Source organism: Caballeronia jiangsuensis, assembly GCF_046030135.1.
Taxonomy (GTDB): domain Bacteria; phylum Pseudomonadota; class Gammaproteobacteria; order Burkholderiales; family Burkholderiaceae; genus Caballeronia; species Caballeronia jiangsuensis.
Genome location: NZ_JAQQDB010000011.1, coordinates 161,161 through 185,608, shown reverse-complemented (window position 1 = coordinate 185,608; position 24,448 = coordinate 161,161). Strand labels below are relative to the sequence as shown.

The 24,448-nt window shown below is 61.3% G+C and carries 20 protein-coding genes, 1 tRNA gene and 2 riboswitches; of the genes, 5 read left to right on the top strand and 16 right to left on the bottom strand.

The genetic code is table 11. The features are described from left to right. Positions 1 to 11 precede the first annotated feature (11 nt). Positions 12 to 1,220 (top strand): flagellar biosynthesis protein FlhB, encoded by a 1,209-nt coding sequence (flhB, locus tag PQR08_RS14230; RefSeq protein WP_187609655.1) that lies wholly within the window; start codon positions 12 to 14, stop codon positions 1,218 to 1,220. Continuing rightward, positions 1,217 to 3,325, top strand: coding sequence for a flagellar biosynthesis protein FlhA (flhA, locus tag PQR08_RS14225; protein ID WP_187609656.1), 2,109 nt, complete (start codon positions 1,217 to 1,219; stop codon positions 3,323 to 3,325). Before flhB ends, flhA begins: the two co-directional genes overlap by 4 nt. Positions 3,326 to 3,334: 9 nt before the next feature. Here flhA and PQR08_RS14220 read toward each other — a convergent pair whose 3' ends face one another. From PQR08_RS14220 to PQR08_RS14160, 13 genes are all read right to left on the bottom strand, one after another. Then, positions 3,335 to 4,087 (bottom strand): hypothetical protein, encoded by a 753-nt coding sequence (locus PQR08_RS14220; protein ID WP_408161571.1) that lies wholly within the window; start codon positions 4,085 to 4,087, stop codon positions 3,335 to 3,337. After that, the gene (locus tag PQR08_RS14215) at positions 4,081 to 4,413 is read right to left on the bottom strand and encodes a hypothetical protein (RefSeq protein WP_408161569.1); all 333 of its coding nucleotides are present in this window, start codon (positions 4,411 to 4,413) and stop codon (positions 4,081 to 4,083) included. Before PQR08_RS14215 ends, PQR08_RS14220 begins: the two co-directional genes overlap by 7 nt. Before the next feature lie 260 nt (positions 4,414 to 4,673). After that, positions 4,674 to 5,807, bottom strand: coding sequence for an IS701 family transposase (locus PQR08_RS14210; protein ID WP_456264722.1), 1,134 nt, complete (start codon positions 5,805 to 5,807; stop codon positions 4,674 to 4,676). A 316-nt stretch (positions 5,808 to 6,123) separates the two neighbouring features. Further along, entirely contained in the window at positions 6,124 to 7,512 is a 1,389-nt protein-coding gene (locus tag PQR08_RS14205) for an L-serine ammonia-lyase (RefSeq protein ID WP_408161567.1), read from the bottom strand. Between the two features lie 21 nt (positions 7,513 to 7,533). After that, positions 7,534 to 8,580, bottom strand: coding sequence for an alginate lyase family protein (locus tag PQR08_RS14200; RefSeq protein WP_408161597.1), 1,047 nt, complete (start codon positions 8,578 to 8,580; stop codon positions 7,534 to 7,536). A gap of 183 nt (positions 8,581 to 8,763) precedes the next feature. After that, the gene (gene gcvP / locus PQR08_RS14195; protein ID WP_408161565.1) at positions 8,764 to 11,694 is read right to left on the bottom strand and encodes an aminomethyl-transferring glycine dehydrogenase; all 2,931 of its coding nucleotides are present in this window, start codon (positions 11,692 to 11,694) and stop codon (positions 8,764 to 8,766) included. Between the two features lie 54 nt (positions 11,695 to 11,748). After that, entirely contained in the window at positions 11,749 to 12,129 is a 381-nt protein-coding gene (gcvH, locus tag PQR08_RS14190) for a glycine cleavage system protein GcvH (protein ID WP_035499312.1), read from the bottom strand. Positions 12,130 to 12,191: 62 nt separating this feature from the next. Further along, entirely contained in the window at positions 12,192 to 13,316 is a 1,125-nt protein-coding gene (gene gcvT, locus PQR08_RS14185; RefSeq protein ID WP_408161563.1) for a glycine cleavage system aminomethyltransferase GcvT, read from the bottom strand. 117 nt (positions 13,317 to 13,433) lie between these two features. Continuing rightward, positions 13,434 to 13,563, bottom strand: a riboswitch (glycine riboswitch). A gap of 10 nt (positions 13,564 to 13,573) precedes the next feature. Further along, a riboswitch (glycine riboswitch) is annotated at positions 13,574 to 13,676 on the bottom strand. Between the two features lie 173 nt (positions 13,677 to 13,849). Beyond that, the gene (locus PQR08_RS14180; RefSeq protein ID WP_408161561.1) at positions 13,850 to 14,713 is read right to left on the bottom strand and encodes an HNH endonuclease; all 864 of its coding nucleotides are present in this window, start codon (positions 14,711 to 14,713) and stop codon (positions 13,850 to 13,852) included. A 157-nt stretch (positions 14,714 to 14,870) separates the two neighbouring features. Beyond that, positions 14,871 to 15,401: an OmpA/MotB family protein gene (locus PQR08_RS14175; RefSeq protein ID WP_408161559.1), complete on the bottom strand. Its 531-nt coding sequence runs from the start codon at positions 15,399 to 15,401 to the stop codon at positions 14,871 to 14,873. Positions 15,402 to 15,404: 3 nt separating this feature from the next. After that, positions 15,405 to 16,031 (bottom strand): hypothetical protein, encoded by a 627-nt coding sequence (locus PQR08_RS14170; protein ID WP_408161557.1) that lies wholly within the window; start codon positions 16,029 to 16,031, stop codon positions 15,405 to 15,407. A gap of 8 nt (positions 16,032 to 16,039) precedes the next feature. Continuing rightward, positions 16,040 to 16,471: a hypothetical protein gene (locus PQR08_RS14165; protein ID WP_408161555.1), complete on the bottom strand. Its 432-nt coding sequence runs from the start codon at positions 16,469 to 16,471 to the stop codon at positions 16,040 to 16,042. A 295-nt stretch (positions 16,472 to 16,766) separates the two neighbouring features. Continuing rightward, a complete protein-coding gene (locus tag PQR08_RS14160; RefSeq protein WP_408161553.1) occupies positions 16,767 to 17,813 on the bottom strand; it encodes an oxidoreductase in 1,047 nt (348 codons plus the stop codon). A gap of 146 nt (positions 17,814 to 17,959) precedes the next feature. On the opposite strand from PQR08_RS14160, the gene PQR08_RS14155 reads away from it, so the two are divergent. Then, entirely contained in the window at positions 17,960 to 20,047 is a 2,088-nt protein-coding gene (locus PQR08_RS14155) for a UvrD-helicase domain-containing protein (RefSeq protein ID WP_408161551.1), read from the top strand. Positions 20,048 to 20,131: 84 nt separating this feature from the next. Here PQR08_RS14155 and PQR08_RS14150 read toward each other — a convergent pair whose 3' ends face one another. Further along, a complete protein-coding gene (locus PQR08_RS14150) occupies positions 20,132 to 21,022 on the bottom strand; it encodes a c-type cytochrome (protein ID WP_408161549.1) in 891 nt (296 codons plus the stop codon). A 291-nt stretch (positions 21,023 to 21,313) separates the two neighbouring features. Between PQR08_RS14150 and PQR08_RS14145 the strand changes: the two genes are divergently transcribed. Further along, positions 21,314 to 21,389 (top strand) — tRNA-Arg (locus tag PQR08_RS14145). 21 nt (positions 21,390 to 21,410) lie between these two features. On the opposite strand, the gene PQR08_RS14140 is transcribed toward PQR08_RS14145, so the two are convergent. Further along, positions 21,411 to 22,412: a Rieske 2Fe-2S domain-containing protein gene (locus tag PQR08_RS14140; protein WP_238209359.1), complete on the bottom strand. Its 1,002-nt coding sequence runs from the start codon at positions 22,410 to 22,412 to the stop codon at positions 21,411 to 21,413. Between the two features lie 191 nt (positions 22,413 to 22,603). Here PQR08_RS14140 and PQR08_RS14135 point away from each other — a divergent pair, with 191 nt between their 5' ends. Next, positions 22,604 to 23,698, top strand: a complete 1,095-nt coding sequence (locus PQR08_RS14135) for a diguanylate cyclase (protein WP_408161546.1) — start codon at positions 22,604 to 22,606, stop codon at positions 23,696 to 23,698. A gap of 1 nt (position 23,699) precedes the next feature. Here PQR08_RS14135 and PQR08_RS14130 read toward each other — a convergent pair whose 3' ends face one another. After that, entirely contained in the window at positions 23,700 to 24,434 is a 735-nt protein-coding gene (locus tag PQR08_RS14130; protein WP_187608075.1) for an RNA polymerase sigma factor FliA, read from the bottom strand. Positions 24,435 to 24,448: the final 14 nt, after the last annotated feature.

Here is a 24,448-nt window from a genome sequence, read left to right as displayed (position 1 = left end):
AGTAAGGCCCGGTGGCAGAAGAAAGCGATCTCGAAAAAACCGAATCAGCCACTCCCAAGCGCCTGGAAAAGGCGCGGGAGGAAGGCCAGGTTGCGCGTTCGCGGGAACTCGCGTCGTTCGCGTTGCTGGCGGCGGGATTTTTCGGCGTGTGGGGTTTGTCGGGGCCGATCAGTCAGCATCTGCAGTCGATTCTGCGCGGCGCATTCACCTTCGATCACGCGACCGTGCTCGACTCGCGCCAGATGATGATCGGCGCGGCGAACGCGGGCAAGGAAGGGTTGTTCGCGGTGCTGCCGGTTCTTCTGCTGACGGGTTTCGCCGCGCTCGCCGCGCCGATGGCGCTCGGCGGCTGGCTCATCACGACGAAGCCGCTCGCGCCGAACTTCGGCCGTCTGAATCCGATCAGCGGCCTCGGCAAGATCTTCTCGGTGCAAGGGCCGGTTCAGCTCGGCATGTCGATGCTGAAGACGATCGTCGTCGGCGGCATGGCGGGCTCGGCGATCTGGAGCCGCAAGGCCGAAGTGCTCGGCCTCCTGACTAAGCCGCTCGATCTCGCGCTCGCCGATGCGATGCACCTGATCTTCGTGTGCTGCGGCATGGCGATCGGCGGGCTCTTTCTCGTCGCGGCCGTCGACGTGCCGTATCAGCTCTACTCGCACGCGAAGAAGCTGCGCATGACCAAGGAAGAAGTGAAGCGCGAGCACAAGGAAAGCGAAGGCGATCCGCACATCAAGGGCAAGATTCGCGCACAGCAGCGCGCGGCCGCCCGCCGCCGCATGATGCAGGCGATTCCGACCGCCGACGTGATCGTCACGAACCCGACGCACTTCGCCGTCGCGCTGAAGTACGCCGATGGCCAGATGCGCGCACCGAAGGTCGTCGCGAAAGGCGTGAATCTGGTGGCGGGGCGCATCCGCGAATTGGGCCGCGAGCACAATGTGCCGCTGCTCGAAGCGCCGCCGCTGGCGCGCGCGCTGTATCACAACGTCGAGATCAATCGCGAGATTCCGGGCGCGCTCTACGGCGCGGTGGCGCAGGTGCTGGCGTGGGTCTACCAGCTCAAGCGTTACAAGGAAGATGGCGGCGTGAAGCCGGACGAGCCGTCCGATCTCGACGTGCCGAAGGAACTCGACAAAGGCGGCGTATCCGACGCCGACGCCGATCAGGAAGCCGCAGAGGCCCTGGCTGGCGACAACACTGACAATGGAGCCGCCGCATGAACGCGCGCGCTGGATTTTTCGCCAAACGGCCCGACGCGCTGGGCACGCAGAACTTGCGAGCCCTCGCCGGCCCGATCCTGATCTGCATGATCCTGGGCATGATGATTCTGCCCTTGCCGGCGTTCCTGCTCGACTTGCTGTTCACCTTCAACATCGCGCTGGCGGTGATGGTGCTGCTCGTCAGCATGTACACGCAAAAGCCGCTCGACTTCGCGGCGTTCCCGAGCGTGCTGCTGTTCTCGACGTTGCTGCGCCTGTCACTGAACGTCGCGTCGACGCGTATCGTGCTGCTCGAAGGCCACACCGGCCCGGATGCCGCGGGTCAGGTGATCGAATCGTTCGGGCACTTTCTCGTCGGCGGGAACTTCGCGGTCGGTATCGTCGTGTTCGTGATTCTGATGATCATCAACTTCATGGTGATCACGAAGGGCGCGGGGCGTATCGCGGAAGTGGGCGCGCGCTTCACCCTCGACGCGATGCCCGGCAAGCAGATGGCCATCGACGCCGACCTGAACGCGGGCCTCATCAACGAAGAAACCGCGAAGAAGCGCCGCCAGGGCGTAGCGCAGGAAGCCGAGTTCTACGGCTCGATGGATGGTGCGAGCAAGTTCGTGCGCGGCGATGCGATCGCCGGTCTTCTGATCATGGTGATCAACGTGGTGGGCGGGCTGATCGTCGGCATGCTTCAGCACGACATGGACTTCGCGCACGCGGCGACCAACTACACGCTGCTTACCATCGGCGACGGCCTGGTCGCGCAGATTCCGTCGCTCATCATCTCGACGGCGGCGGGCGTGATCGTCTCGCGCGTCGCGACCGAAGAGGACATCGGCACGCAGCTGACCGGCCAGTTGTTCCAGAATCCGCGCGTGCTGATGATCACGGGCGTGATCATCGGCATCATGGGTCTGATTCCGGGCATGCCGCACTTCGCGTTCATGCTGCTCGGCGGCGGTCTCATCTACGCCGCGCGCTCGATGAACAAGCGCGCCGAAGCGAAGAAGAAAGCGGGCGCCGTCACCGATGTCACGCCTCTTACGGCAAGCGCGGCGGCCGCGTCGGCGGAGAATGCGGAAGCGAGCTGGGAAGACGTATCGCTCATCGATCCGCTCGGGCTGGAAGTGGGCTACCGGCTGATTCCGCTCGTCGATCGCAACAGCGACGGCGAGTTGCTCAAGCGCATCAAGGGCATTCGCAAGAAGTTCGCGCAGGAGATCGGGTTTTTGCCGCCGGTCATTCATATTCGCGACAATCTCGAACTTCGGCCGAATGGCTATCGCATTGCGCTGAAGGGCGTCGAGGTGGGTGTCGGCGAAGCGTTCCCGGGTCAATGGCTCGCGATCAATCCGGGTCAGGTGTCGGCCGCGCTGCCGGGCGCGCAGACGCAGGACCCGGCGTTCGGCCTGCCGGCGGTGTGGATTGACACGAATCTGCGCGAGCAGGCTCAGGTCTACGGCTATACGGTCGTCGATGCGAGCACGGTCGTCGCGACGCATTTGAATCATCTCGTGGTGACGCATGCGGCCGAGTTGCTCGGGCGTCAGGAAGTGCAGGCGCTGCTGGAGCGCATCGGCAAGGACACGCCGTCGCTCACGGACGATTTGGTGCCGAAGGTGCTGTCGCTCACGACGCTGCAGAAGGTGTTGCAGAACCTGCTCGACGAAAGCGTGCCGATCCGCGATATGCGCACGATCCTCGACGCGTTGCAGGAGCACGCGCCGCGCATGTCCGATCCGTACGATCTCACGGCGGCGGTGCGTCTCGCGCTGGGCCGCGCGATCACGCAGCAGTGGTATCCGGGCGCCGACGATTTGCAGGTGATGGGCCTCGATCCGACGCTGGAACGTGTGTTGTCGCAGGCTTTGTCGACGGGGACGAATCCCGGGCTCGAACCGGGCCTCGCACAGACGCTGATGAACTCGACGCAGAACGCGATCATGCGTCAGCAGAATCTGGGCTTGCCGCCGGTGTTGCTCGTGCAGCATTCGCTGCGGGCGATGCTGGCGAGGTTCCTGCGCAGAAGTCTGCCGCAGTTGAAGGTGCTGTCTTATGCGGAAGTGCCGGATACCAGGAATGTGAAGGTGGTGAATTTGATTGGGGCGTGAAGCAACGCGTCAATGAAGCACTGAACCGATCAGACTCCGAAGGTTCCGCGCATCGAAGACGACGGTCTTCCATGTGTAATAGTTCGCACGCTCGAACTCGGTCTTGCCTACTGCCTGCTGATTTTCCGCAATGGCAAGCACATGTCCCGGCATGTGCATGGCGCGATACTGCATGTGTATGAGTTCACCCTGAAGCAACCGGTTAGCGCTGGTCGCGGCGATGATGATCGACGGCGTGGGTGTCTCGATCACGTGATCCGCAATCAAGCCGCCCGAAATCGGCAGTTCGACTTCGGAGCGGTGTCCGAGACCGAACTCGTCGGCTATCTCGGCGATGATACGAGTCAGCCGTTCCTTGAAATCGCTGCTTGACTGGCGTTCGGGCCGCGAGGTCGCGACGGCGTAAAGCTGCTGGGCTGCTTCGGCCACGCGAAACACGTACGGCACGAGAAACCGCTCGTCGGTGGTCGTCGCGCGAATCACCTCGTCTTCACACAGTCGCGCCGGACTGAGTCGCGCATGTTCTTTAGCCCAATGCTCGACGATGCCGGATTCGATGTCGCCGCCCGCCATGCTCGCGGAAAAGCAGGCTTCGCCGTTCTCGTCTATGACCCATCCGTCGTCGCGAGGGCGAATGCGAACGATGACGTGATCTCCCGTTCCGGGATACTGCAGAGGCGTGACGATGCGCTGCACGCCATTGCTGTCGTCGTGCACCTCGAACAGCGTGCAAATCGTTCGCTTGAGAATGTCCGTCAGCACAACAAGTCGCCTTGCCCGATTTGTTCGTTTGAAATCGATATGCCCGCCGTCTCGCAGAACAGGGCGATCAGCGCGGCACGATCTTCGGACATACGCGGATCGAAACGTCTCGAAGTTTTCAGGTTAAGCTCGGGCGCTCCGGGCAGCAAGCGATTCCGGTAATCCAAGGCAGTCTGACAAGGCATTTTGCAATGCAAGCCCTTGTGACTCGGGTGATAGTGAAATTCGAGCAGCGGGTACAGATCGCCGCGCGGCAACACGCAGACCAGATGCCCATAGAATGAGCGATCTTCGGGCTCGTCTCCATCGCGCCACATGAAAAGCACGGAGTGATCGTCGGAGACGCGAGTGAGCTCAGTAGCATGAACGCGTGGCCGCGCCATTCTGTTGAACGGCTTAGTACTACAGCCGTAGATACGCCGGGAGCACACCGCCGCGTCGTCGATAATGACACTGCTGGGCTCGGTACTGATGTCGGCGCCGCCATATTGACCACGACATCACGTGCTCGACGGAGTGCAGCGTTCGCCATATCAGGCGACACAATAGCCGGCGGATCTCCTGGATGCTGAATGGCAGTGAACCTTCAGCTGTTTTTTTTAGCCTGCGCCCTCAGGCCAGCAAGTACCGCGTGGGCCAACAACGCCAGAGTGACGTGGCGGTACCAGCCCTGCCAGCGACGCACCTCATATTGGTCGAGGCCGCATTCACCCTTGGCGGCCTCAAAGCCGACTTCGATCTCCCATCGCCTGCCAGCGACGTTGACCAGAGTCCGACGGGTGACCTTGCTGCGGGGCGCGTAGACGACGAAATACGCGTGCTCGCGATTTTCGTCAAGACTGCGGCGCACCAGCAGATAATGACCAAAGCGACGCTCCTCGGCGCTCAACTGCAGGCGCCACAACGGCGTAAGTGCCCAGTCATATAGGCGCGCGCCTTTTGCGCCGATTCCGGCCGAGAGGCGGCGCCAAGCCTGCGGTGGCAAGGCTTGTGCAATCTTGTCGGCGCGCATAGTGGTCGGGCCTTGCCACCATAGTGGTTCGCTCTTCTTCACCGCCAGCACGAATGGCTGCGCGCGCGATTCGAGCCACAGCCGCAAAGGACGGTCACCGCCATACACCTCATCGCCGGTGACCCAGCCGCAAGGTACTCCCGCATCGAGCGCCCGTTCAAGCATCTGGCGCGCGAGCTGCGGCTTGGTTGCAAATCCCATCGTGTCCGGGACGCCCGCAACCTTGCAGCGAGGACGATCGTCGATCCATGACTGGGGCATATACAGCTCGCGGTCAATAAATGCGCTCGCTCCATTGCCCGCATAGCAGAGAAACACACCGATCTGGCTATTCTCGATGCGACCTGCTGTACCACTGTATTGGCGTTGCACGCCGGCAGAGTGTTCACCCTTCTTGAGGAATCCCGTCTCATCCACAATCAGCACCGCCTCACGCTCGCCGAGTTGCTCAACGACGTATTCGCGCAGTACGTCGCGCGCCTTGTCGGCATCCCACTGTGCTCTCTCGAGAAGGTGCTGCACACCATCGGGTGTGGCATCGCCGATCCATTCGGCAAGCTGCCAGCCGTTCTTGCGTTCGACCGTACCAAGCAAACCTTTTAGATAGGCTCGCGAACGCTGTCTCGGTTCAGCGCGCCTGAACAGGCCAGCCAATCTCTCATGCAATTCATCCAGTTCACGTTCCCATGCTTTAGCAATCTCTTTCATGATCCTATGCAAAGTAGTAGTACTAACTTAGTATAGGAAAAATAACTACGGCTGTAGTGTTAGGCCACTTCGTCTTGTTCATTGGCTTGAATGGCAATGCGCCGCTCAACGTCTTGCGCATGTTTCTGTGCGCAGCAAGTTCCTTCGGTTCCAATGCGATGCTCTCAGGTATTTCTACCGAGCGCATGGGTTCAAGATCGCGATCGGTAGAGTCGTTCTTGTTCTACCGATGCTAACTGCTTCATTCCGCGCTTCGAGCGCCATCCAACGAATGTTTCAGTCGTCGAGGTGACGCCTGCTCGAAGGCATGGATTCCTCAACACTCCACAATATTCACCGCCAACCCGCCGCGCGACGTTTCCTTATATTTGGTCTTCATATCCGCGCCAGTCTCCCTCATCGTCTTGATGACCGAATCGAGCGAAACATAGTGAGACCCGTCGCCGCGCATCGCCATACGCGCGGCGTTGACGGCTTTCACGGAACCCATCGCATTGCGCTCGATGCACGGAATCTGCACCATCCCGCCGACCGGATCGCAAGTCAGCCCGAGGTTATGCTCCATCCCGATCTCGGCCGCGTTTTCCACCTGCGCCGGCGTTCCACCGAGCACCGCAGCCAACGCACCCGCCGCCATCGAACAGGCGACACCGACTTCTCCCTGACATCCGACTTCCGCGCCGGAGATGGACGCATTCATCTTGTACAGAATGCCGATCGCGGCCGCCGTCAGCAGAAAATCGACGACGCCCTGCGTGTTCGATCCCGGCACGAACCGGTCGTAGTAGTGCAGCACCGCCGGAATGATCCCCGCCGCGCCATTGGTCGGCGCCGTGACGACGCGCCCGCCGATCGCGTTCTCTTCATTCACCGCGATCGCGTAGAGATTGATCCAGTCGATCATCGAAAGCGGGTCGCGCAGCGCCTGCTCCGGCTTGCCCGTGAGCGCCCTGTACAACTGCGGCGCGCGTCGCTTCACCTGAAACGGCCCCGGCAAGTGTCCTTCCGCCGCCGGATTGCCGATGCCGCATCCCCGCGCGACGCAATCCTGCATCACGTCCCAGATGCGCAGAAGCCCGGCGCGAATCTCGTCTTCGCTGCGCCACACGCGCTCGTTTTCCCACATCAATTGCGCGATCGATTTGCCCGATTCCGCACACATCTTCATCAACTCGTCGCCGGTGTGAAACGGATACGGCAAGTGTTCGTGCGCCGTCAGCACCGCCGTGTTCGCCGCGCCCGCCGTCACGACGAAACCGCCGCCAACCGATAGATACGTCGCTTCGCGCAGCAACGCGCCGTTCACATCGAACGCGTAGAGCTTCATGCCATTCGGATGCTCCGGCAGCGCCTGCCGATAGAACGCGATGTTCTCCTTGATCGTGAACGGAATCTTGCGCTTGTCCAAGAGCGCGAGCGTCTTCGACGTACGCACGGTTTCGAGCCGGGGAACGATGCCCGATGCATCGACGGTATCGGGCGCGTCGCCCATCAGGCCGAGCATCACGCCGCGGTCCGTGCCGTGGCCCTTGCCCGTCGCGCCGAGCGAGCCGTACAGCTCGCATTTCACGGATGCGGTCGATTCCAGCAGCTCGTCGCGCTCGAGCCCTTGCGCGAACATCAACGCGGCGCGCATCGGTCCCACGGTGTGCGAGCTCGAAGGTCCGATGCCGATCTTGAAGAGGTCGAAAACGCTGACTGCCATGACTGCTCCTGCCTGTAAGAGTTAGCGCGCCGGCAGCGGCAGACACACCGCGAGCCACGCGGGCGGTGTCGGCGCGAGCCGCAGCGCGACCGGCGCGTAGCGGCCGTCAAGCCGCGCCGCCAGATGAAAGAGTTCCGCCGAGTTCTTCGGGTCCCATTGACCCGAAAATCCCGGCAAGCCCGCCTCGCGACGCTTGGCGTCGAACGGCACGGACGACTTCACGAATTCATCGTGCGTCTTCGTGCCGAGCGCGTAAGGCGTGAGCCAGTTGAGCGCTTCGGCGAGCGTCGCGCCCGACTGCGCGCGTTCCGGCAGCCAGTTGCGGTTGTGCCGCCGCGCGGCGAGCGCCGCCGTCACGAGCGGCTGAAGATCGTATGTCACGTAGCGGAGCGCATCGCGTTCGGCGAAATCGACCGTCGATCCATCCGGCGCGATGTTGTCGCCGATATGCTCGACGAACAGCCGCTGCGCCGCGTTGATGAGCTTGCGGTCGTCGATCGTGAACGCGCCCATCGCCACCAGCTTCACGCGATGGCTCTGCCAGTTGTTCCGGTAATTGCCCGTGAGCGGCCGGGGCTGCTTGTCCATATCGGCGATGTAGCCGGTCACCATTTTCGTGATGAACGCGTTCGCCGTGTTGCGCGTCCTGACCGGCAACGCGCTTGCCGTGAGGTCGTATGCGAGGATCAGCGATTCGAAATTCGTTTCGTCGATCGGATTGAAGCTCGGCTGATAGGTCGTCGTCCATGCGAGCAGGAAGCGGTCGACGAGCCGCAGATAGCGCTCGTCACCCGTCGCGCGCCACGCGAGTGCGGCGTCGCGCATCAGACCGAGGTCTTTCTCCGCTTCGACGCTCTCGTCGTAAATGCCTTCGTGCGGCAGCGTGCCTTCGGTGTGCAGCTTCGCGCGTGCCTTCGGCTGATCGTTCACGTGCGATTGCACCATCTTCACCAGCGCCTTCACGCCGGGATCGGCATTGGTGCGCTCGCTCGTCTGCATCGCGGGCGCGGCGCAGAAATTCATCGCGGCCTGCGCGGACGACGCGACGATGAGCATCGCCCCCAGCATCGCTCGCACCCTGCGCGCGCGGATCGTCCCTTTCACCTCTCGCACCTTGAACGCCATGTGAACTCCCTGGTTTGGCTTTTTGGTCCGGGGTGAGATGTTAGCTGTTCTGGAACGCGCCGCAAAACCGCCCGACAATGCTTTACGCTTTCGGGCGGCGCTTTCTCTCAGGTTCTGCGCGAAACCTTACTCGTCCGCGTATTCCGATACCGGCACGCACGAGCACATCAGATTGCGATCGCCATACGCGTTGTCCGCGCGACCCACCGGCGACCAGTACTTGCGCGCCACCAGCGACTTCACCGGATACGCCGCCGCCTCGCGCGTGTACTTGTGCGTCCAGTCGTCCGCAGTGACGACCGCCGCCGTGTGCGGCGCGTTCTTCAGCACGTTGTCTTCGCGATCGGCGCGGCCTTCTTCCACCGCGCGAATTTCCTCGCGGATTGCGATCATCGCGTCGATGAAGCGGTCGAGCTCTTCCTTTGATTCCGATTCCGTCGGCTCGACCATCAGCGTGCCGGGCACGGGGAAGCTCATCGTCGGCGCGTGGAAGCCGTAGTCGATCAGACGCTTCGCCACGTCTTCCACCGAGATGCCGCTCGATTCCTTGATCGGCCGTACATCGAGAATGCATTCGTGCGCGACGAGTCCGCCCGCGCCGCTGTACAGCACCGGATAGTGCGGCGCGAGCCGCTTCGCGACATAGTTCGCGGCGAGAATCGCGCTTTCGGTCGCGGCGGTGAGCCCTTTCGCGCCCATCATCGCGATGTACATCCACGAGATCGGCAGGATCGCGGCCGAGCCGTAAGGGGCCGACGACACCGCGCCGATGCCCGCGTCATCGCGCTTGTATCCGGTCGATGCCTGATTCGGCAGGAACTTCGCCAGATGCGCACCGACCGCGACCGGACCGACGCCCGGCCCGCCACCGCCGTGCGGAATGCAGAACGTCTTGTGCAGGTTCAGGTGCGACACGTCGCCGCCGAACTGGCCCGGCGCGCACAGGCCGACCATCGCGTTCATGTTCGCGCCATCGACATACACCTGGCCGCCGTGCGAATGCACGATGTCGCAAATCTCGCGAACATTGCGCTCGAACACGCCGTGCGTCGACGGATACGTGATCATGATCGCCGCGAGATTCGCGGAATGCTTCCCGGCCTTCGCCTTCAGATCTTCGATATCGACATTGCCGTTCGCATCGCACGCCACGACGACGACCTGCATGCCCGCCATCTGCGCCGACGCCGGATTCGTGCCGTGCGCGGACGCCGGAATCAGGCACACGTTACGATGCCCCTCGCCGCGCGATTCGTGATACGCGTGGATGATCAGCAGGCCCGCATATTCGCCTTGCGAGCCGGCGTTCGGCTGCAGCGAGACAGCCGCGTAACCCGTGCATGCGACCAGCATCTGTTCGAGCTGATCGATCATCGTGCGATAGCCGAGCGTCTGCTCCGCCGGCGCGAACGGGTGAATCTGCGCGAACTCGGGCCACGTGACGGGCAGCATTTCCGAGGTCGCGTTGAGCTTCATCGTGCAGGAACCGAGCGGGATCATCGTGCGGTCGAGCGCGAGATCCTTGTCCGCGAGGCTGCGCAGATAGCGCAGCATTTCGTGTTCGGAGTGATGGCGGTTGAAGACCGGATGCGTGAGGTAATCGCTCGTGCGATGCAGTTCGGCAGGCAGCGAATCGGCGGCGGCCTGATCGAGCGCGTCGATATCGAACGTTTCGGTCTTGCCCGCGACTTCGGCGAACAGCGCGAAGAGCTTGAGCAGGTCGTCGCGCGTGGTGGTTTCATCGACCGATACGCCGACTTGCGTCGCGCTCACGTGGCGCAGATTGACATGCGCGGCGTAAGCAGCCTGATGCAGCGCGGTCGTGCTCGCGCCGCTGTCGATCGTGATCGTGTCGAAGAACGTGTCGTTGGCGATCGTGTAGCCGAGCTTCTTCACGCCCGCCGCGAAGATGGACGCCACGCGGTTCACGCGCGACGCGATTGTCTTCAGGCCGCGCGGGCCGTGATAGACGGCATACATGCTGGCCATGATCGCGAGCAGCGCCTGCGCCGTGCAGACGTTCGACGTCGCCTTCTCGCGGCGAATATGCTGTTCGCGCGTTTGCAGCGCGAGGCGCAGCGCGGAGTTGCCCTGCGCATCGACGGTCACGCCGACGAGACGCCCCGGCATCTGGCGCTTGAATTCGTCGCGCACGGCCATGTAAGCAGCGTGCGGGCCGCCGAAGCCGACCGGCACGCCGAAACGCTGCGTATTGCCGATCGCGACATCCGCGCCCCATTCGCCGGGCGGCGTGATGAGCGTCAGCGCGAGCAGATCCGCCGCCGCGACGACATGGCCGCCCGCCGCGTGGATTGCTTCCGCGAGCGCGCGATAGTCGCGCACATCGCCATTCGCGCCGGGATATTGCAGCAGCACGCCGAACGCGTTCGCGCTCGCGGCATCCGCGGCCGGACCGACCTTCACTTCGATGCCCGCGGGCTTCGCGCGCGTCTGCACCACTTCGATGGTCTGCGGCAGCACGTCGTCGGCGACGTAGAACACGTTCGATTTCGGCTTGCCGACGCGTTGCAGAAGCGTCATCGCTTCGGCTGCGGCGGTGGCTTCGTCGAGCAGCGAGGCGTTCGCCATCGCGAGGCCCGTCAGGTCCATCACCATCTGCTGGAAATTGAGCAGCGCTTCGAGACGGCCTTGCGAAATCTCCGGCTGATACGGCGTGTAAGCCGTGTACCACGCCGGATTTTCGAGCACGTTGCGCAGGATCACCGCCGGCGTGTGCGTGCCGTAGTAACCCTGTCCGATCCAGGTTCGAAACACCAGATTCTCGTCCGCCAGCTTGCGCAGCGACGCGAGCGCTTCCGCCTCGCTCTTCGGCTGCGTGAACGCGCCGAGCGGCAGCGTTTCCTTGCGGCGGATCGATTCAGGAATCACCGCGTCGATGAAGGCCGCGCGCGACGCGAAACCGAGCGCGTCGAGCATTGCGCGCTGGTCCGCGTCATCGGGGCCGATGTGCCGCTCGGCGAATGCGTCATGGCATTCGAGCGCGGCGAGTGACAGGGAGGTGCGGTTCATCAGGCGATCCGGGTGTTCGAGCTTCATGTTTTGTCCTGCGATTGCGGCTCTCCGTCGAGCCGCAATCGTCATTGAGATGAGTTATTCGCCGATCGACTTGCCGTAGCCTTCGGCGTCGAGCAGCTTGTCCAGACCGGCGTCGCCCGCCGGCTTGATCTTGAAGAGCCAGCTTTCGTACGGCGCGCCGTTCACCTGATCGGGCGCCGAGGTGAGCGCGTCGTTCGATTCGACGATCTCGCCCGAAACCGGCGCGTAAATGTCGGATGCCGCCTTCACCGATTCGATGACGGCGATCGCATCGCCGGCCGTAACGGTCTTGCCCGCCGCGGGCAGTTCGACGAACACGATGTCACCGAGCGCTTCCTGCGCGTGATCGGTGATGCCGATGGTTAGCGTGCCATCGGATTCGGTGCGGACCCATTCGTGCGATTCGGTGTATTTCAGATCGGCCGGGATGCTCATTGGATGCTCCTTGCGTGGTTCTTTCGTGAGTTGCTTGATCGGAGGGAACGGGCGCGACGGCGTTATGAAAGCTCGACCAACACACGGCCGTTGCGCACGAACGGAAGTTTTACCACGCGCGCCGGAAGTTGCTTGTCGCGGATGACGACCTGCACCGTGTCCCCGACGGCAACGCCCGTCGGCACGCGCGCGAACGCGATGGATTCCTGCATCGAAGGCGAAAAAGTGCCGCTCGTGATCTCGCCGTCGCCGTGTTGCGTGACGACTTTCTGATGCGCGCGCAGCACGCCGCCCGCCTTGCCGTTTTCCTTGATCAGCACGAGCCCGACGAAATTCGCCTTCGAGCCGTTCGCTTCGAGCGCGTTGCGGCCGACGAAATCGCGTTCCGTTTTCAGATCGACGGTCCATGCGAGGCCGGCGTCGAGCGGCGAGACGTTCTCGTCCATGTCCTGGCCGTACAGATTCATGCCGGCTTCGAGGCGCAGCGTATCGCGCGCGCCGAGGCCTGCGGGCTTCACGCCCGCGGCGGCGAGCGCGTTCCACAACGCCTCGACCTGCGTCGCCGGAACGACGATCTCGAAACCGTCCTCGCCGGTGTAGCCGGTGCGCGCAAGCATCAGCTCGCCATATTGCGTCGACGGGAAAACGGCCGCGTTGAACGGCTTGATCGATTCGGTTTGCGCGCGCGTGTCCGGCAGCACTTGCCAGGTCTTTTCGCGCGCGTTCGGGCCTTGAACGGCGATGATCGCGAGATCGCGGCGCGGTGTGATCGAAAGATTGAATTTGCCTTCGGCATTCAACTGCCCGAACCAGGCGATGTCCTTCTCCGCCGTGCCAGCGTTCACGACGACGCGGATATTCGTTTCGGAGAAGTAGTAGACGATCAGATCGTCGATCACGCCGCCGTTGTCGTTGAGCAGGCACGAGTAGAGCGCCTTGCCCGGCGTCGTGAGCTTGTCGACGTTATTGGCGATTGCGTGCTTGAAGAATTCGCGGACGGCGTCGCCCTCGAAATCGACGACGCGCATATGCGACACGTCGAACATGCCGGCGTCGGTGCGCACCGCGCGATGCTCGTCGATCTGCGAACCGTAGTTGACGGGCATGTCCCAGCCGCCGAAATCGACCATGCGCGCGTTGAGCGCGAGGTGGGCGGCGTGCAGGGGCGTGTGTTGGAGTTCGGTCATCGGGGCCTCGGTTCGCGAAACAAAAAAGGCCACGCAGCGCACATTTCGCCTGGCCGGATGCGCCTTCGTGCTGCCTGATGCAGCGCGCAAGGCGCATGCCGCGAAGCGGTTGCGATGCGTGACCCCTCTGTCCTCGGTACCTGAGAGATTGCGCGAACCATCGGCGTGACTGATGGTTCATCGCGCGCCCCTTCGGTGGGCAACTGGCTTCATGCTGAAGCCGCTGCCGCTCTCCAGAGTGCGAGGAAACGAATTCCTCGACGCAGTCGGTCCATTTGCCTGAGAGTTTGCGGGTGTGCCCCTTCGGCGGCGCGGTCTTCGCTGCATGAACGAAACCACGCGCTCTCCCGACGCGTGCGGCAGAATTTACGCGACCGAATTGGGGTTGTCAAACGGATTCGGGCGCGTCTGATTGCATTAAAAACTGCGTTACTGTTGCTACCTTGTTCGGTCCGAGACTGTGAATGCACCTCAACGAGGCCCGCTGCTAACTTGCCCACTTGCCCGAAAAAAAAGGCCCACCTCGTGACTCATCAGTATCGATCGCCGTATTCCCTATCGAAATCCTGATACTCGGGCAAGCGCCTGACTTGGCCGTGCATCGGTTCCTCCGCGTGACAACGAACACAAAGAACTTCAAGATTTTCCTCGCGATTGTCATGTTTAAGTCCATTGCGATGGTGAACATGAAGGAACCGTGAAGCTGACTGATCGAGTTCACGGTTGCATCGCTCGCACTTATATTTTCGCTTTCGCCTGATTTCTTCTGAGATCCGCTGCCAATCAAAGGGATACGTATTCAAGGGCGCTGTTGCGGCTGGTTGAGCCGAATCTTTGCTCAACAGATCACGAGGATATTGCTTGAAAAAATCAGACAATTTGAAACCGTTCACCGATTCACGTCTGTCATCGTGCCGCATGTTTATTTTGAAGCCGTTCCAGCCAATTCGGTCAAGGCAGTTCTGACACACCTTCAATGGAACCATCTCCCGACGCGTGGAACAGCCATCCCCGTTGATGATGTTCACATGAAACATCCCGGTTTCCGCATTTGATACCACGTATCTTCCGAATCGATTCGCCCTTTTCATATTCTCGAGCGTTCGACAATATGCGAGATGATAGCGGGGTAACGTCTCTTCTCCGTTAATGACGGAGATGTCTCGAATATAGATCAAAACTCGGTACCCACTGTACTCCAGCGTACCATCGCGTAGTTCGCTAAATTGATCTGCTCCTACATCTACGCCACCATTCTGGAGTTGATCGAACAAAGGAATCTTGATTCGAGCGGCTTGCCACTTCGGGCCAAACGGACCGATGAGTGTCGCCTCCATGCGTTCACGAAGGGAATTGAACGACTCCCACTTTAAAAAATCTGGTAATTCTCGATTCATCTTGGCTGAAGCTCTTTAGCAATCGAATCCATTTTCTCGCTGGCATTCGTTACGATACGAAACTCAACTCGTTGATCGTTGAGTTGGGCATTAACGAATTTTCCCGCGGATAACAACGGACGCGATGAAGACAAGCCGTTTGCCGTCACATGCTGAATCAACCATTTTTTTCCGACGAGCTCGCCGACAGCGATAACAAAAATTCCAGCGTGCTGCGCGTGCGCGCTTGAGAAAGCTCCATATTTTTGAAGTAGGCCATTGTCTCATCAGTGGTTCCGCTCCATACTGCACTGGTATGGCCTTCGATGCGAACTTCCTTAACCGCATCGACATACTGCCTTGAAGTAAGCAGCGCGAGATAGCGAGGGAAAAATTTGGCCAATACGACTTTGAATTGAGGTCGCAATTCTGCAGATCCCGTGGTAAAAAGAACAGCGGGATCTTTGAATCGAATGGTCATATCTCCCAAGATTTCGGCATTCCATTGCTTCAGATCTTTTGCGAATTCACTTTGAAGGGCTAACTCCATATCGCGCTTGGTCTTCTCATATTCCTTTACGACCAAAGTAGTTGTCCGCTCGACTCGAAGCATGAACGCCGCCGTCAAAAGCAAAAATACCATCATTAAGCCGGTCATTAGATCGGCCATCGGAATCCAGTAAGTTTGGTTGCCGCGCTCTTCTTTCATTCTTCACGAACCCCTGCCTAAGCGAACGAGTTCCTGCAGACGCTCGGTAAGAGGCGTGTAGTCTGCAACAAATTTTTCGGACAGTGACCCAAGCTGCCGACCTAATGATTGCAAGCTCTTCGATAATTCCTCGTGCAGGGCTTTATCGAGCGCGACAACGCTTTGTCGAATTGCTTCGGTTGAGCGGCTGAGACTATCGTTGAGTTCGGTCTGAGACTTGCGTAGCGTTTCGCTGAGCAGCTGCTTCATCTCCGTCGACGCAGCTGCAAATTGGACGCCGAAATTATCCAGGATATCGGCAACCACAGAGTGCACTTTTGCAGCACTCTGTTTCATCGCTTCGGACATTTCATCGATCGTCTGAGCGAACTGAGGCGTGACATCCTTCATTTGTATCAACACTTCAGCTAGGGATCGCTGAGACTCGTCAATCGCTTTATGCTGCGACGAAAGCCTGATCAACGTACTTTCCAATGCGTCCGCCGTAGAGGTGAATTTCGAAGCTTTGTCAACAAATACCCCGAGCGAGCGCGCCACGCCTCCCAACTCTTCGGCTGCTCTTTTTTGCTGAACTTGTAAGTCGTCGAGCTCATCCTTATATTGCTGCTGCCACACGACAAGCTTTTCCACTGCTGCGTTTAAGTGCTTGAAATTTTCTCCAAATTGATCATTGATCTGTCAATCGTGGCCAATTTCGGCGTATCGCCCGATTGGGGAATGGGCTTCTTCTGAAAAAAGTGCCGAGCGCGTAAAATCAACGAACCGAGTACACCGCAGACGGACGCCCAAAACGCGGTTTTTACTCCATCAAGCAATTGAGGCACGCTATCCGAGACATTCGTCGGATCGAATTTCAGCAGAGCCATCGCGATGCCCAAGAAGCAGCCGGAAATGCCAACCGTTGTTAATATCTCAGGGCCGTACGCAATCGCAAAATTGTCGAATTTTATACAGGCAAAGAAGAGGGTCAGAAGTATAATCGCCAACATGAAGGCGATTGTGACCTTGTCTGAAAACAAAGCCACATACCAATTGCCGGCATGGGCATTCGAAGCTGCCGTCACGCCCAAGATGATAAGTGCTATCTTAGATCGCATCGTTGAGTTAAAACTATTCAGTTTAAATATCGCTCATTCGAAGTGTTCGAGCAAATTCGTCAAAGAGTGCCAGACGATAGCCGCTATTTGAGAACACTGAGTCCTTGCGACCAGCATAATAGCTTTAAATCATCGGCAGGTCTAAAGAATCAGCCGTTTAGGATTTTTCTCAATCAAATGTCGACGGATTCGCGAGAGGGGCGAGATTTCAGTCATTTCCTCTGCGCACAGGTTCTTAGTCTTCTCCGCTGCCATGGTCAGCCGGTATTTAGCCGTTCCGCTGGAACGGCACACTCCGCCCTTCCCTATCACTCTGAATCGCCAGCTCGATAATCGTCATCGTATCGACCGCGTCCTGCGGCGAAACCGGAAAAGGCTTGCCGTCCTGAATCGACGCCGCCAGCGCGCGATAAAACTCGACATACGCGCCATCTTTCGTGGCGAATTCATGACGCAGATCGTGATCGCCATCGACTTCGCGCAGCACGCCCGGCGGATTCTTCGCAAACTCCGGATTGCCCGGCCGCATGCCGGAACGCAACTGATCTTCCTGCGTATCGAGCCCGTTCTTCACATAGCTGCCGCGCGTACCGTGGATCGCGAAACGCGGCGGCTCCAGCGCCGCGAGCGCGCTTGCGTGCAGGATCACTTCCTTGTCCTCGTAACCGAGCACAAGATGCACGTAATCCGGCGCGTGCGCGTGATCGCGATGCGCCTTCACGAACCCCGTCACCGTCTGCGGCGCGCCGAAGAGCGTCAGCGCCTGATCGATCAGATGCGGCCCCAGATCAAACAGCAGGCCGCCGCCGCGCTCCGCTTCCTCACGCCAGCGCTGCGGCACTTTCGGACGAAAACGGTCGAAATGCGATTCGTAATGCGTGACGCGCCCGAGCCGCCCGCTTTCGACGAGCGCGCGCACCGTCATAAAATCGCCGTCCCAGCGGCGATTGTGGAACGGCGCGAACACGAGCCCTTTCTGCTGCGCGAGATCGGCTAGCGTGCGGGCATCGCGTGCGGAAAGCGTGACCGGCTTGTCGACGACCACATGCTTGCCCGCCGACAACGCGCGGTGCGCGAGATCGAAGTGTGTGTCGTTCGGCGTCGCCACGACGACGCATTCGAGGCCGTCGATGGCGAGCAGCGCATCGAAGTCCGCGACGATCTGCGCGTTCGGATAATCCGCGGCCGCGCGTTCGGCCTGGCTCGTCGCGATGGCCGTGACTTCCGCCCGTCCGCAGTGCTCGATGACGGGCGCGTGAAACGTCGCGCCGGCGAGGCCGTAGCCCATCACGCCGACTTTCAGTGCTGTGCTCATGCGGGCATCGTCCTGTCGTGAATTCGATCGGATATTGTGGCACGAACAGGGGCCGGAACCGCGCCGCCGCTATCGTGTTAACATCGCGCTCTCCTCCGCGCGCAGGTTTTCAGCTAAGCGCGCCCGAACTCCAGAAGCCCAAAACGATGTCCGCTGGTCTGAACGCCGCGCAAAGCGAAGCCGTGCGCTATCTCGATGGTCCCTGTCTCGTGCTCGCCGGCGCGGGCAGCGGCAAGACACGCGTGATCACGCAGAAGATCGCGCATCTGATCGAAGGACGCGGCTTCGAGCCGAAGCACATCGCCGCGCTCACTTTCACGAACAAGGCCGCGCTCGAAATGCGCGAGCGCACCGCGAAGCTGCTCGAAGGCAAGACGCTCACCACGCCCGGCAAGGAAGGCCGCAAGATTCCCGTCAATCAATTGACGATCTGCACCTTCCACTCGCTCGGCGTGCAGATCATGCGGCAGGAAGCGGAACATGTCGGACTGAAGCCACAGTTCTCGATCATGGATTCGGACGACTGCTTCGGCATGGTGCAGGAACAGCTCGGCACGACCGACAAAGGCTTGATCCGCAAGATCCAGTCGATCATCTCGCTATGGAAGAACGCGATGGTGTCGCCGGATCAGGCGTCCGTGCTCGCGAACAACGAGGACGAGCATCAGGCGGCGATCGTCTTTCGCAGCTACGCGGCGACGCTGCACGCGTATCAGGCGCTTGATTTCGACGATCTGATCCTGCGTCCCGCACAACTTTTCGCCGAGAACGAGCAGGTGCGCGACAAGTGGCAGAACCGCCTGCGTTATCTGCTGATCGACGAATATCAGGACACCAACGCCTGTCAGTACGAATTGCTGAAGCAGCTCGCCGGCCCGCGCGCGGCGTTCACGGCCGTCGGCGACGACGATCAGGCCATCTACGGCTGGCGCGGCGCGACGCTCGAAAACCTCGCGCAGCTCGGCAAGGATTTTCCGAAGCTGCACGTCGTCAAGCTGGAGCAAAACTATCGCTCGACGGTGCGCATTTTGACGGCGGCGAACAACGTCGTCGCGAACAATCCGAAGCTGTTCGAGAAGAAGCTGTGGTCCGAGCACGGCATGGGCGACACGATCACCGTCACCGGCTGCAACGACGAAGAGCACGAGGCCGAGTCCGTGGTGTTCCGGCTGTCGGCGCACAAGTTCGAGCGGCGCACGCAGTTTCGCGATTACGCCATTCTTTATCGCGGCAACTTTCAGGCGCGCATCTTCGAGCAGGTGTTGCGCCGCGAGCGCATTCCTTATGTGCTGTCGGGCGGGCAGTCGTTCTTCGACAAGGCGGAGATCAAGGATCTCATCGCGTATCTGCGTCTGATCGCCAATCCCGACGACGATCCCGCGTTCATCCGCGCGATCACGACTCCGCGGCGCGGCGTCGGCAACACGACGCTCGAAGCGCTCGGCGCGTTCGCGGGCGCGGCGAAGGTGTCGCTGTTCGAAGCGGTGTTCATGGGCGGCATCGAGGCGCGTCTGTCGGCGCGGCAGGTCGAGCCGCTACGCACGTTCTGCGAATGGATTCGCCGGCTGTCGGACCGCGCGGCGCGCGATCCGGCGACCGAAGTGCTCGACGACATGATGGAAGCCATCCACTACGAGTCGTATCTCTACGATGCCTACGACGAGCGGCAGGCGCAGTCGAAGTGGCAGAACGTGCTCGAGTTTCTCGAATGGTTGAAGCGCAAGGGCACGAAGCCGGAAGCCGCGCCGGGCGCGGAGCAGACAGGCTACGACACCGCCGACGGTTTCGCCGATGAAGGCAAGAACCTGCTCGGCCTGATCCAGACCGTCGCGCTGATGTCGATGCTCGAAGGCAAGGAAGAAGATCCGGATGCGGTGCGGCTGTCGACGGTGCATGCGTCGAAGGGACTGGAGTATCCGCACGTGTTTCTGGTGGGCGTGGAAGAAGGGATCATGCCGCATCGCGGCAGCTCGGACGATGACGCGCCCGTCGACGATTCGCGCATCGAGGAAGAACGCCGGCTGATGTATGTCGCGATCACGCGGGCGCAGCGCAGTCTGCATCTGAACTGGTGCAAGAAGAGAAAGCGCGCGCGTGAGACCGTGGTGTGCGAGCCGTCGCGCTTCATCCCCGAGATGCTGCTCGACGACGCACCGCCACCGACGGCCGAGGAGAAGCCGTTGTCGCCAAAAGACCGGATGGCGATGCTCAAGGCGATGTTGCAGAAGACCTGATGCTTTCGCTTTCTTCGCGCTTCAAAATGAAAAACCCTGCGCCGCTTGAACCGACGCAGGGTTTTTTCATTGCACGCGGGAACGTTACTTCGCCGCGTTCACCATGTAATCGACCGCGGCCTTCACATCCGCATCCGGTGCGTTCGATCCGCCCTTCGGCGGCATCGCGCCTTTGCCGTGCAATGCGTAGTTGTAGACGGTGTCCATCGGCTCTTTCAGGCGCGGCGCCCATGCGGCCTTGTCGCCGAACTTCGGCGCGTTGAGCACGCCGGCCGCGTGACATGCCTGGCAAACTTGCTCGTATAGCGCCTTGCCGGCTTGAGCCGCATCCGCGCTTTGGCCGCCCGCTGCCGGTGCAGCAGCCTGCGGCACCGATGCCAGCGCCGCGACGGCTGCTGCCGCCTGGGCGTTTTCATTCGCGCTCGCGCCGGCCGGTGCCGCAGCCCCCGATGCGCCCGCGCTCGCCGCCGCACCCGATGCGGGTTGCGCTGGTTCCGCCAGTTTGCCGCCGCTGCCGTTGGCCATATAGACGACCGCGCGCGCGATTTCGAAGTCGCTGTAATCGTCGGGACTGGTGCCGCCGCGTGCGGGCATCGCGCCCTTGCCGTTGAGCGCGTTGTGCAGGAGCGTGTCGTAGCCTTCACCGATACGCGGCGCCCATGCGCCGGCATCGCCGAACTTGGGTGCGCCAGCGGTGCCCGCTGCGTGACAGGCGGAGCACACGGCCTTGAAGACTTCCTCGCCGGACTTGTAGACGCGCGGCGCGTTGGCGTCGCGGATATCGACCTGCGCGGCGGGCGCGATGCGCTCGTTCACCGACTGCTCGATGTCCGTGCCCGCGCCGGTACGCGTCGAGTTGTTCACATAAACCGCGAGCAGGATGATGATGGCGACCGGGATGCCGAATCCCGCGATGATCGCGGCGATGAGTTGTCCGGGCGTCTTGATCGGGGCTCCGTGGGGTGCTTCGCTCATGCTTGTCTCGTCTCCCGTTTTTTGGTGTGAGTCGGTTCAGTGACAGCGTGACAGCTACCGCATTGCGCTTGGGCGCGCCTGGGGAAAGGCACGGTCGATTATAGACGGAACGCTTAACTGTCGGCGCGAGGTGGCTGTGGCGGCAGTGCGGGCGTTTACCCGAATCGTGTGATGCGTCCAACCCCGGGCGATGGACGAAGTCACGGAAAACAGGTATTCTCTCGGATTCGTTGGGCCTTGCAGCAGCCGTTTGTCTTTTGGCGCTTCCCTCACGCAAGGCCTCTCCCCGATGCGCCCGTAGCTCAATGGATAGAGTACTGCCCTCCGAAGGCAGGGGTTGCTGGTTCGATCCCAGCCGGGCGCGCCAATCCTTCTCCGCGACGCGCGATCATTCGGCTTCCGCGAGAATCGTCCCCCACCCGAACCCCATCCCCGCCAGCCACCTCCGGTAAGCCACCGCCATCCGATCACACCGCTGATGCAACTCCGCATCGAGATCGAGCGGCAGACGCCGAGGCCATTGCGACTCGACGATCGGCGTGTCCTGCATCAGTATTTCCATATTGAAGTCGTAAAGCGCCTGATCCGAATGCGTCGCGTCGTCCTCATGAATCGACACAAGCCACGCGCGCGTTTCCGTCTGCGTCACCGGCGACGCCGCCAGCATGATATGCAGCGCACCCTGTCCGCCCGACGCCATCTTCGTGAGACTCGCGATCAACGGCCGCTTCACGCGATACACATAATCGATCATCGCGCCGCCGCCCTGTCCAGGAATCCCCGCGGGTTGCCAGTACCGGCACTGCCGCGCCTCCAGTCCGCCATCGGAAGTCTGCACGACTTCATAATCCGGCACTTCCGTATGCGCGTCCTCGCCCAGAATCCCCACATGCACGAACGAAAAGTGCGCCATATCGAGAAAATTTTCGACGACGCGCGGCGCCGATGACCTCACCGTCTGCGGCGCGAGATTGATGCGCCGGCCACCGGGAATCGCGGCTTCGGGAAAGAAGTCGAGCGCGTAGGCCGGCTCGCCGAAGCACATCCACACGACGCCGTACTTCTCCTCGCTGACGAACGTCGTCGCGCAGGCACGTTTCGGAGGACGCAAAGATGGATTCGATGGAATCCGCAAACACTGCCCTTCGATGTCGTAACGCCAGCCGTGATACGGGCACACGATCTGATCGCGCATCACGTGCCCGAGCGACAACTGCGCGCCCCGATGCGGACAGTAATCGCGCCACACATGCGCCGCGCCGATACTGTCGCGCCACACGACAATCCGCTCATCGGCCACGACGAACCCGCGCGCGCCGCCTTCGGGAACGTCTTCGCTATTGCAGACCGGCAGCCATTCGCCGGCCAGAGAAATGGATTCGTCGCGCATCACGGTGAATCGGAAATAGAAGTGCGAAAGCCGTTATTACACGAAACACAGCGTCTTCGCAAAACGTTGCAAAATAGCGGATCGCTCGCTCGGCGCAATTCGATACCACGCCATAAAGCCGATGCCACGCGACGGGGCCGCAGTACACGACAGCAAGATAAAAGAAAGAAATCACCATCCAGGGGTTCAGTATGGAGCAGGCGCATCAACCGGCACGCCGGCCTTATGCCTTCGCATGGTCCGAGCACCGGAATCCCGAGCGCGAGCAGGCCACGCTGCGGGTCTGGATGGGAGCGGCAGTTCTTCTGGCCTACGGCATCTTCGCGTGGCTCCGGCCTTCCTACGATGCACTCGCGGTCGCGCGTCTCATCGCGCTCTACGTGTCTTACGGTGCGGCCACGCTGCTGATCGTCAGCCGCATGAGCACGCCGTCGGAGAAGCGTCTCACGGTCACGACCATCGTCGATCAAACGCTGCTCGGGCTCGCGCTTGCAGCGGGCGGCGCGATTGCGCTGCCGCTCATCTGGGTGATGTTCTGGTTTCTGATCGGCTCGGGATGCCGTTACGGCAAGCGCACGCTCGCGGTGTCGTGCGCGACGGCGCTTATCGTCGTGATGGCGCTCGGCGTCTGGCAGCCGTGGTGGCGCGCCAATCTTCCCGCCGCGATCGGGCTCGGTTTGAGCGTGCTGGGCGCATCGGTGTATTTGAGCGTACTCGTCGATCGCCTCGGCAATGCGAATCGCGATCTCGCGCGTCAGGCATCGACCGATCCGCTCACGGGCCTGTCCAACCGATACGCGCTCGAACGGATCGTCGATCGTGCGATGACCGCGCGCGAAACCGATGGCGACGATGCCACCGCGCTCCTTCTCATCGATCTCGACGGCTTCAAGGAAGTGAACGATACCTACGGTCACGCGGTCGGCGACATGCTGCTGCAAGCCTTCGCGCAATCGCTCGCGAAGCGCATGCGCAAGTCCGACACCATCGCGCGTCTGGGCGGCGACGAGTTCGTCGTGCTCGCGCATCAGGTGCGCGACCGCGCGGCGGTGCTATCGGTGGCCGACAGCATTCACTCGATTCTCGACGCGATGACATCGGTGCAGGAGCGGCCGGTGTCGGTATCGGCGAGCATCGGCGCGTGTCTGCTTTCGAGCGCGACGAGCGCGCAGCAGTCCGGCATCACCGCCGTGCTGCGCGCCGCCGATCGTGCGATGTATCGCGCGAAAAGTCTCGGCGAAGGGAAAACGGTCTTCGCCGAAACGCGCGACTTCGAAACGAGCTGAATCAGGCCTCGACGCTCGTCCACGCCTGCTCGCGCAGCTTCGTGCGCAGACGTGCGACCGCCTGGCTGTGCAGCTGGCACACGCGCGATTCGCTCACTTCCATTACCGCGCCGATTTCGCGCAGGTTCAGGCCGCGTTCGTAGTAGAGGCTCATCAGCAGCTTCTCGCGCTCGGGCAGCTTGTCGATCGCTTCGATCAGCGCGCCGCGCAGGCTGTCGTCGAGCAGCGCCGAAAGCGGATCCGAGCGATCGACGCAATAGCGGTCGAGGAACGGCTCGTCGTCGGCGGAGCGGTCGAAGTCTTCGTAGTAGATCAGCTGGCTGCCGTGCAGATCCTGGAGCATCGACTGATACTCGTCGAGCGGCATCTTCATGTGCTCGGCGATCTCCGTCTCGCTCGCGGAGCGGCCGAGGTTCTGCTCGACCTTATGCACCGCCGATTCCACTTCGCGCGACGTCTTGCGCATGCTGCGCGGCAGCCAGTCGTTGGCGCGCAGCTCGTCGAGCATCGCGCCGCGAATGCGCTGGCTCGCGTAGGTTTCGAATTGCGCGCCTTGATCTTCCTTGTAGCGGCTCGCCGCGTCCAGCAGACCGATCATGCCGGCCTGGATGAGATCGTCGAGATCGACGCTCGCCGGCATCTTGGCGACGAGCTGAAGCCCCAGCCGACGAACGAGCGGCGCATATTTCGTCAGGACGTCCGACTGTGAGAGTTTGCCTTGGGCGTTATACATCATGGTCACCTATCTTG

Bases quoted from the DNA above. Each gene is read 5' to 3' on its own strand.
- flhA (WP_187609656.1), top strand. From the start codon at position 1,217: ATGAACGCGCGCGCTGGATTTTTCGCCAAACGGCCCGACGCGCTGGGC.
- PQR08_RS14210 (WP_456264722.1), bottom strand. From the start codon at position 5,807: ATGAAAGAGATTGCTAAAGCATGGGAACGTGAACTGGATGAATTGCAT.
- PQR08_RS14205 (WP_408161567.1), bottom strand. From the start codon at position 7,512: ATGGCAGTCAGCGTTTTCGACCTCTTCAAGATCGGCATCGGACCTTCG.
- PQR08_RS14200 (WP_408161597.1), bottom strand. From the start codon at position 8,580: ATGCTGGGGGCGATGCTCATCGTCGCGTCGTCCGCGCAGGCCGCGATG.
- gcvP (WP_408161565.1), bottom strand. From the start codon at position 11,694: ATGAAGCTCGAACACCCGGATCGCCTGATGAACCGCACCTCCCTGTCA.
- gcvH (WP_035499312.1), bottom strand. From the start codon at position 12,129: ATGAGCATCCCGGCCGATCTGAAATACACCGAATCGCACGAATGGGTC.
- gcvT (WP_408161563.1), bottom strand. From the start codon at position 13,316: ATGACCGAACTCCAACACACGCCCCTGCACGCCGCCCACCTCGCGCTC.
- PQR08_RS14180 (WP_408161561.1), bottom strand. From the start codon at position 14,713: ATGAATCGAGAATTACCAGATTTTTTAAAGTGGGAGTCGTTCAATTCC.
- PQR08_RS14175 (WP_408161559.1), bottom strand. From the start codon at position 15,401: ATGAAAGAAGAGCGCGGCAACCAAACTTACTGGATTCCGATGGCCGAT.
- PQR08_RS14160 (WP_408161553.1), bottom strand. From the start codon at position 17,813: ATGAGCACAGCACTGAAAGTCGGCGTGATGGGCTACGGCCTCGCCGGC.
- PQR08_RS14155 (WP_408161551.1), top strand. From the start codon at position 17,960: ATGTCCGCTGGTCTGAACGCCGCGCAAAGCGAAGCCGTGCGCTATCTC.
- PQR08_RS14150 (WP_408161549.1), bottom strand. From the start codon at position 21,022: ATGAGCGAAGCACCCCACGGAGCCCCGATCAAGACGCCCGGACAACTC.
- PQR08_RS14140 (WP_238209359.1), bottom strand. From the start codon at position 22,412: ATGCGCGACGAATCCATTTCTCTGGCCGGCGAATGGCTGCCGGTCTGC.
- PQR08_RS14135 (WP_408161546.1), top strand. From the start codon at position 22,604: ATGGAGCAGGCGCATCAACCGGCACGCCGGCCTTATGCCTTCGCATGG.
- PQR08_RS14130 (WP_187608075.1), bottom strand. From the start codon at position 24,434: ATGATGTATAACGCCCAAGGCAAACTCTCACAGTCGGACGTCCTGACG.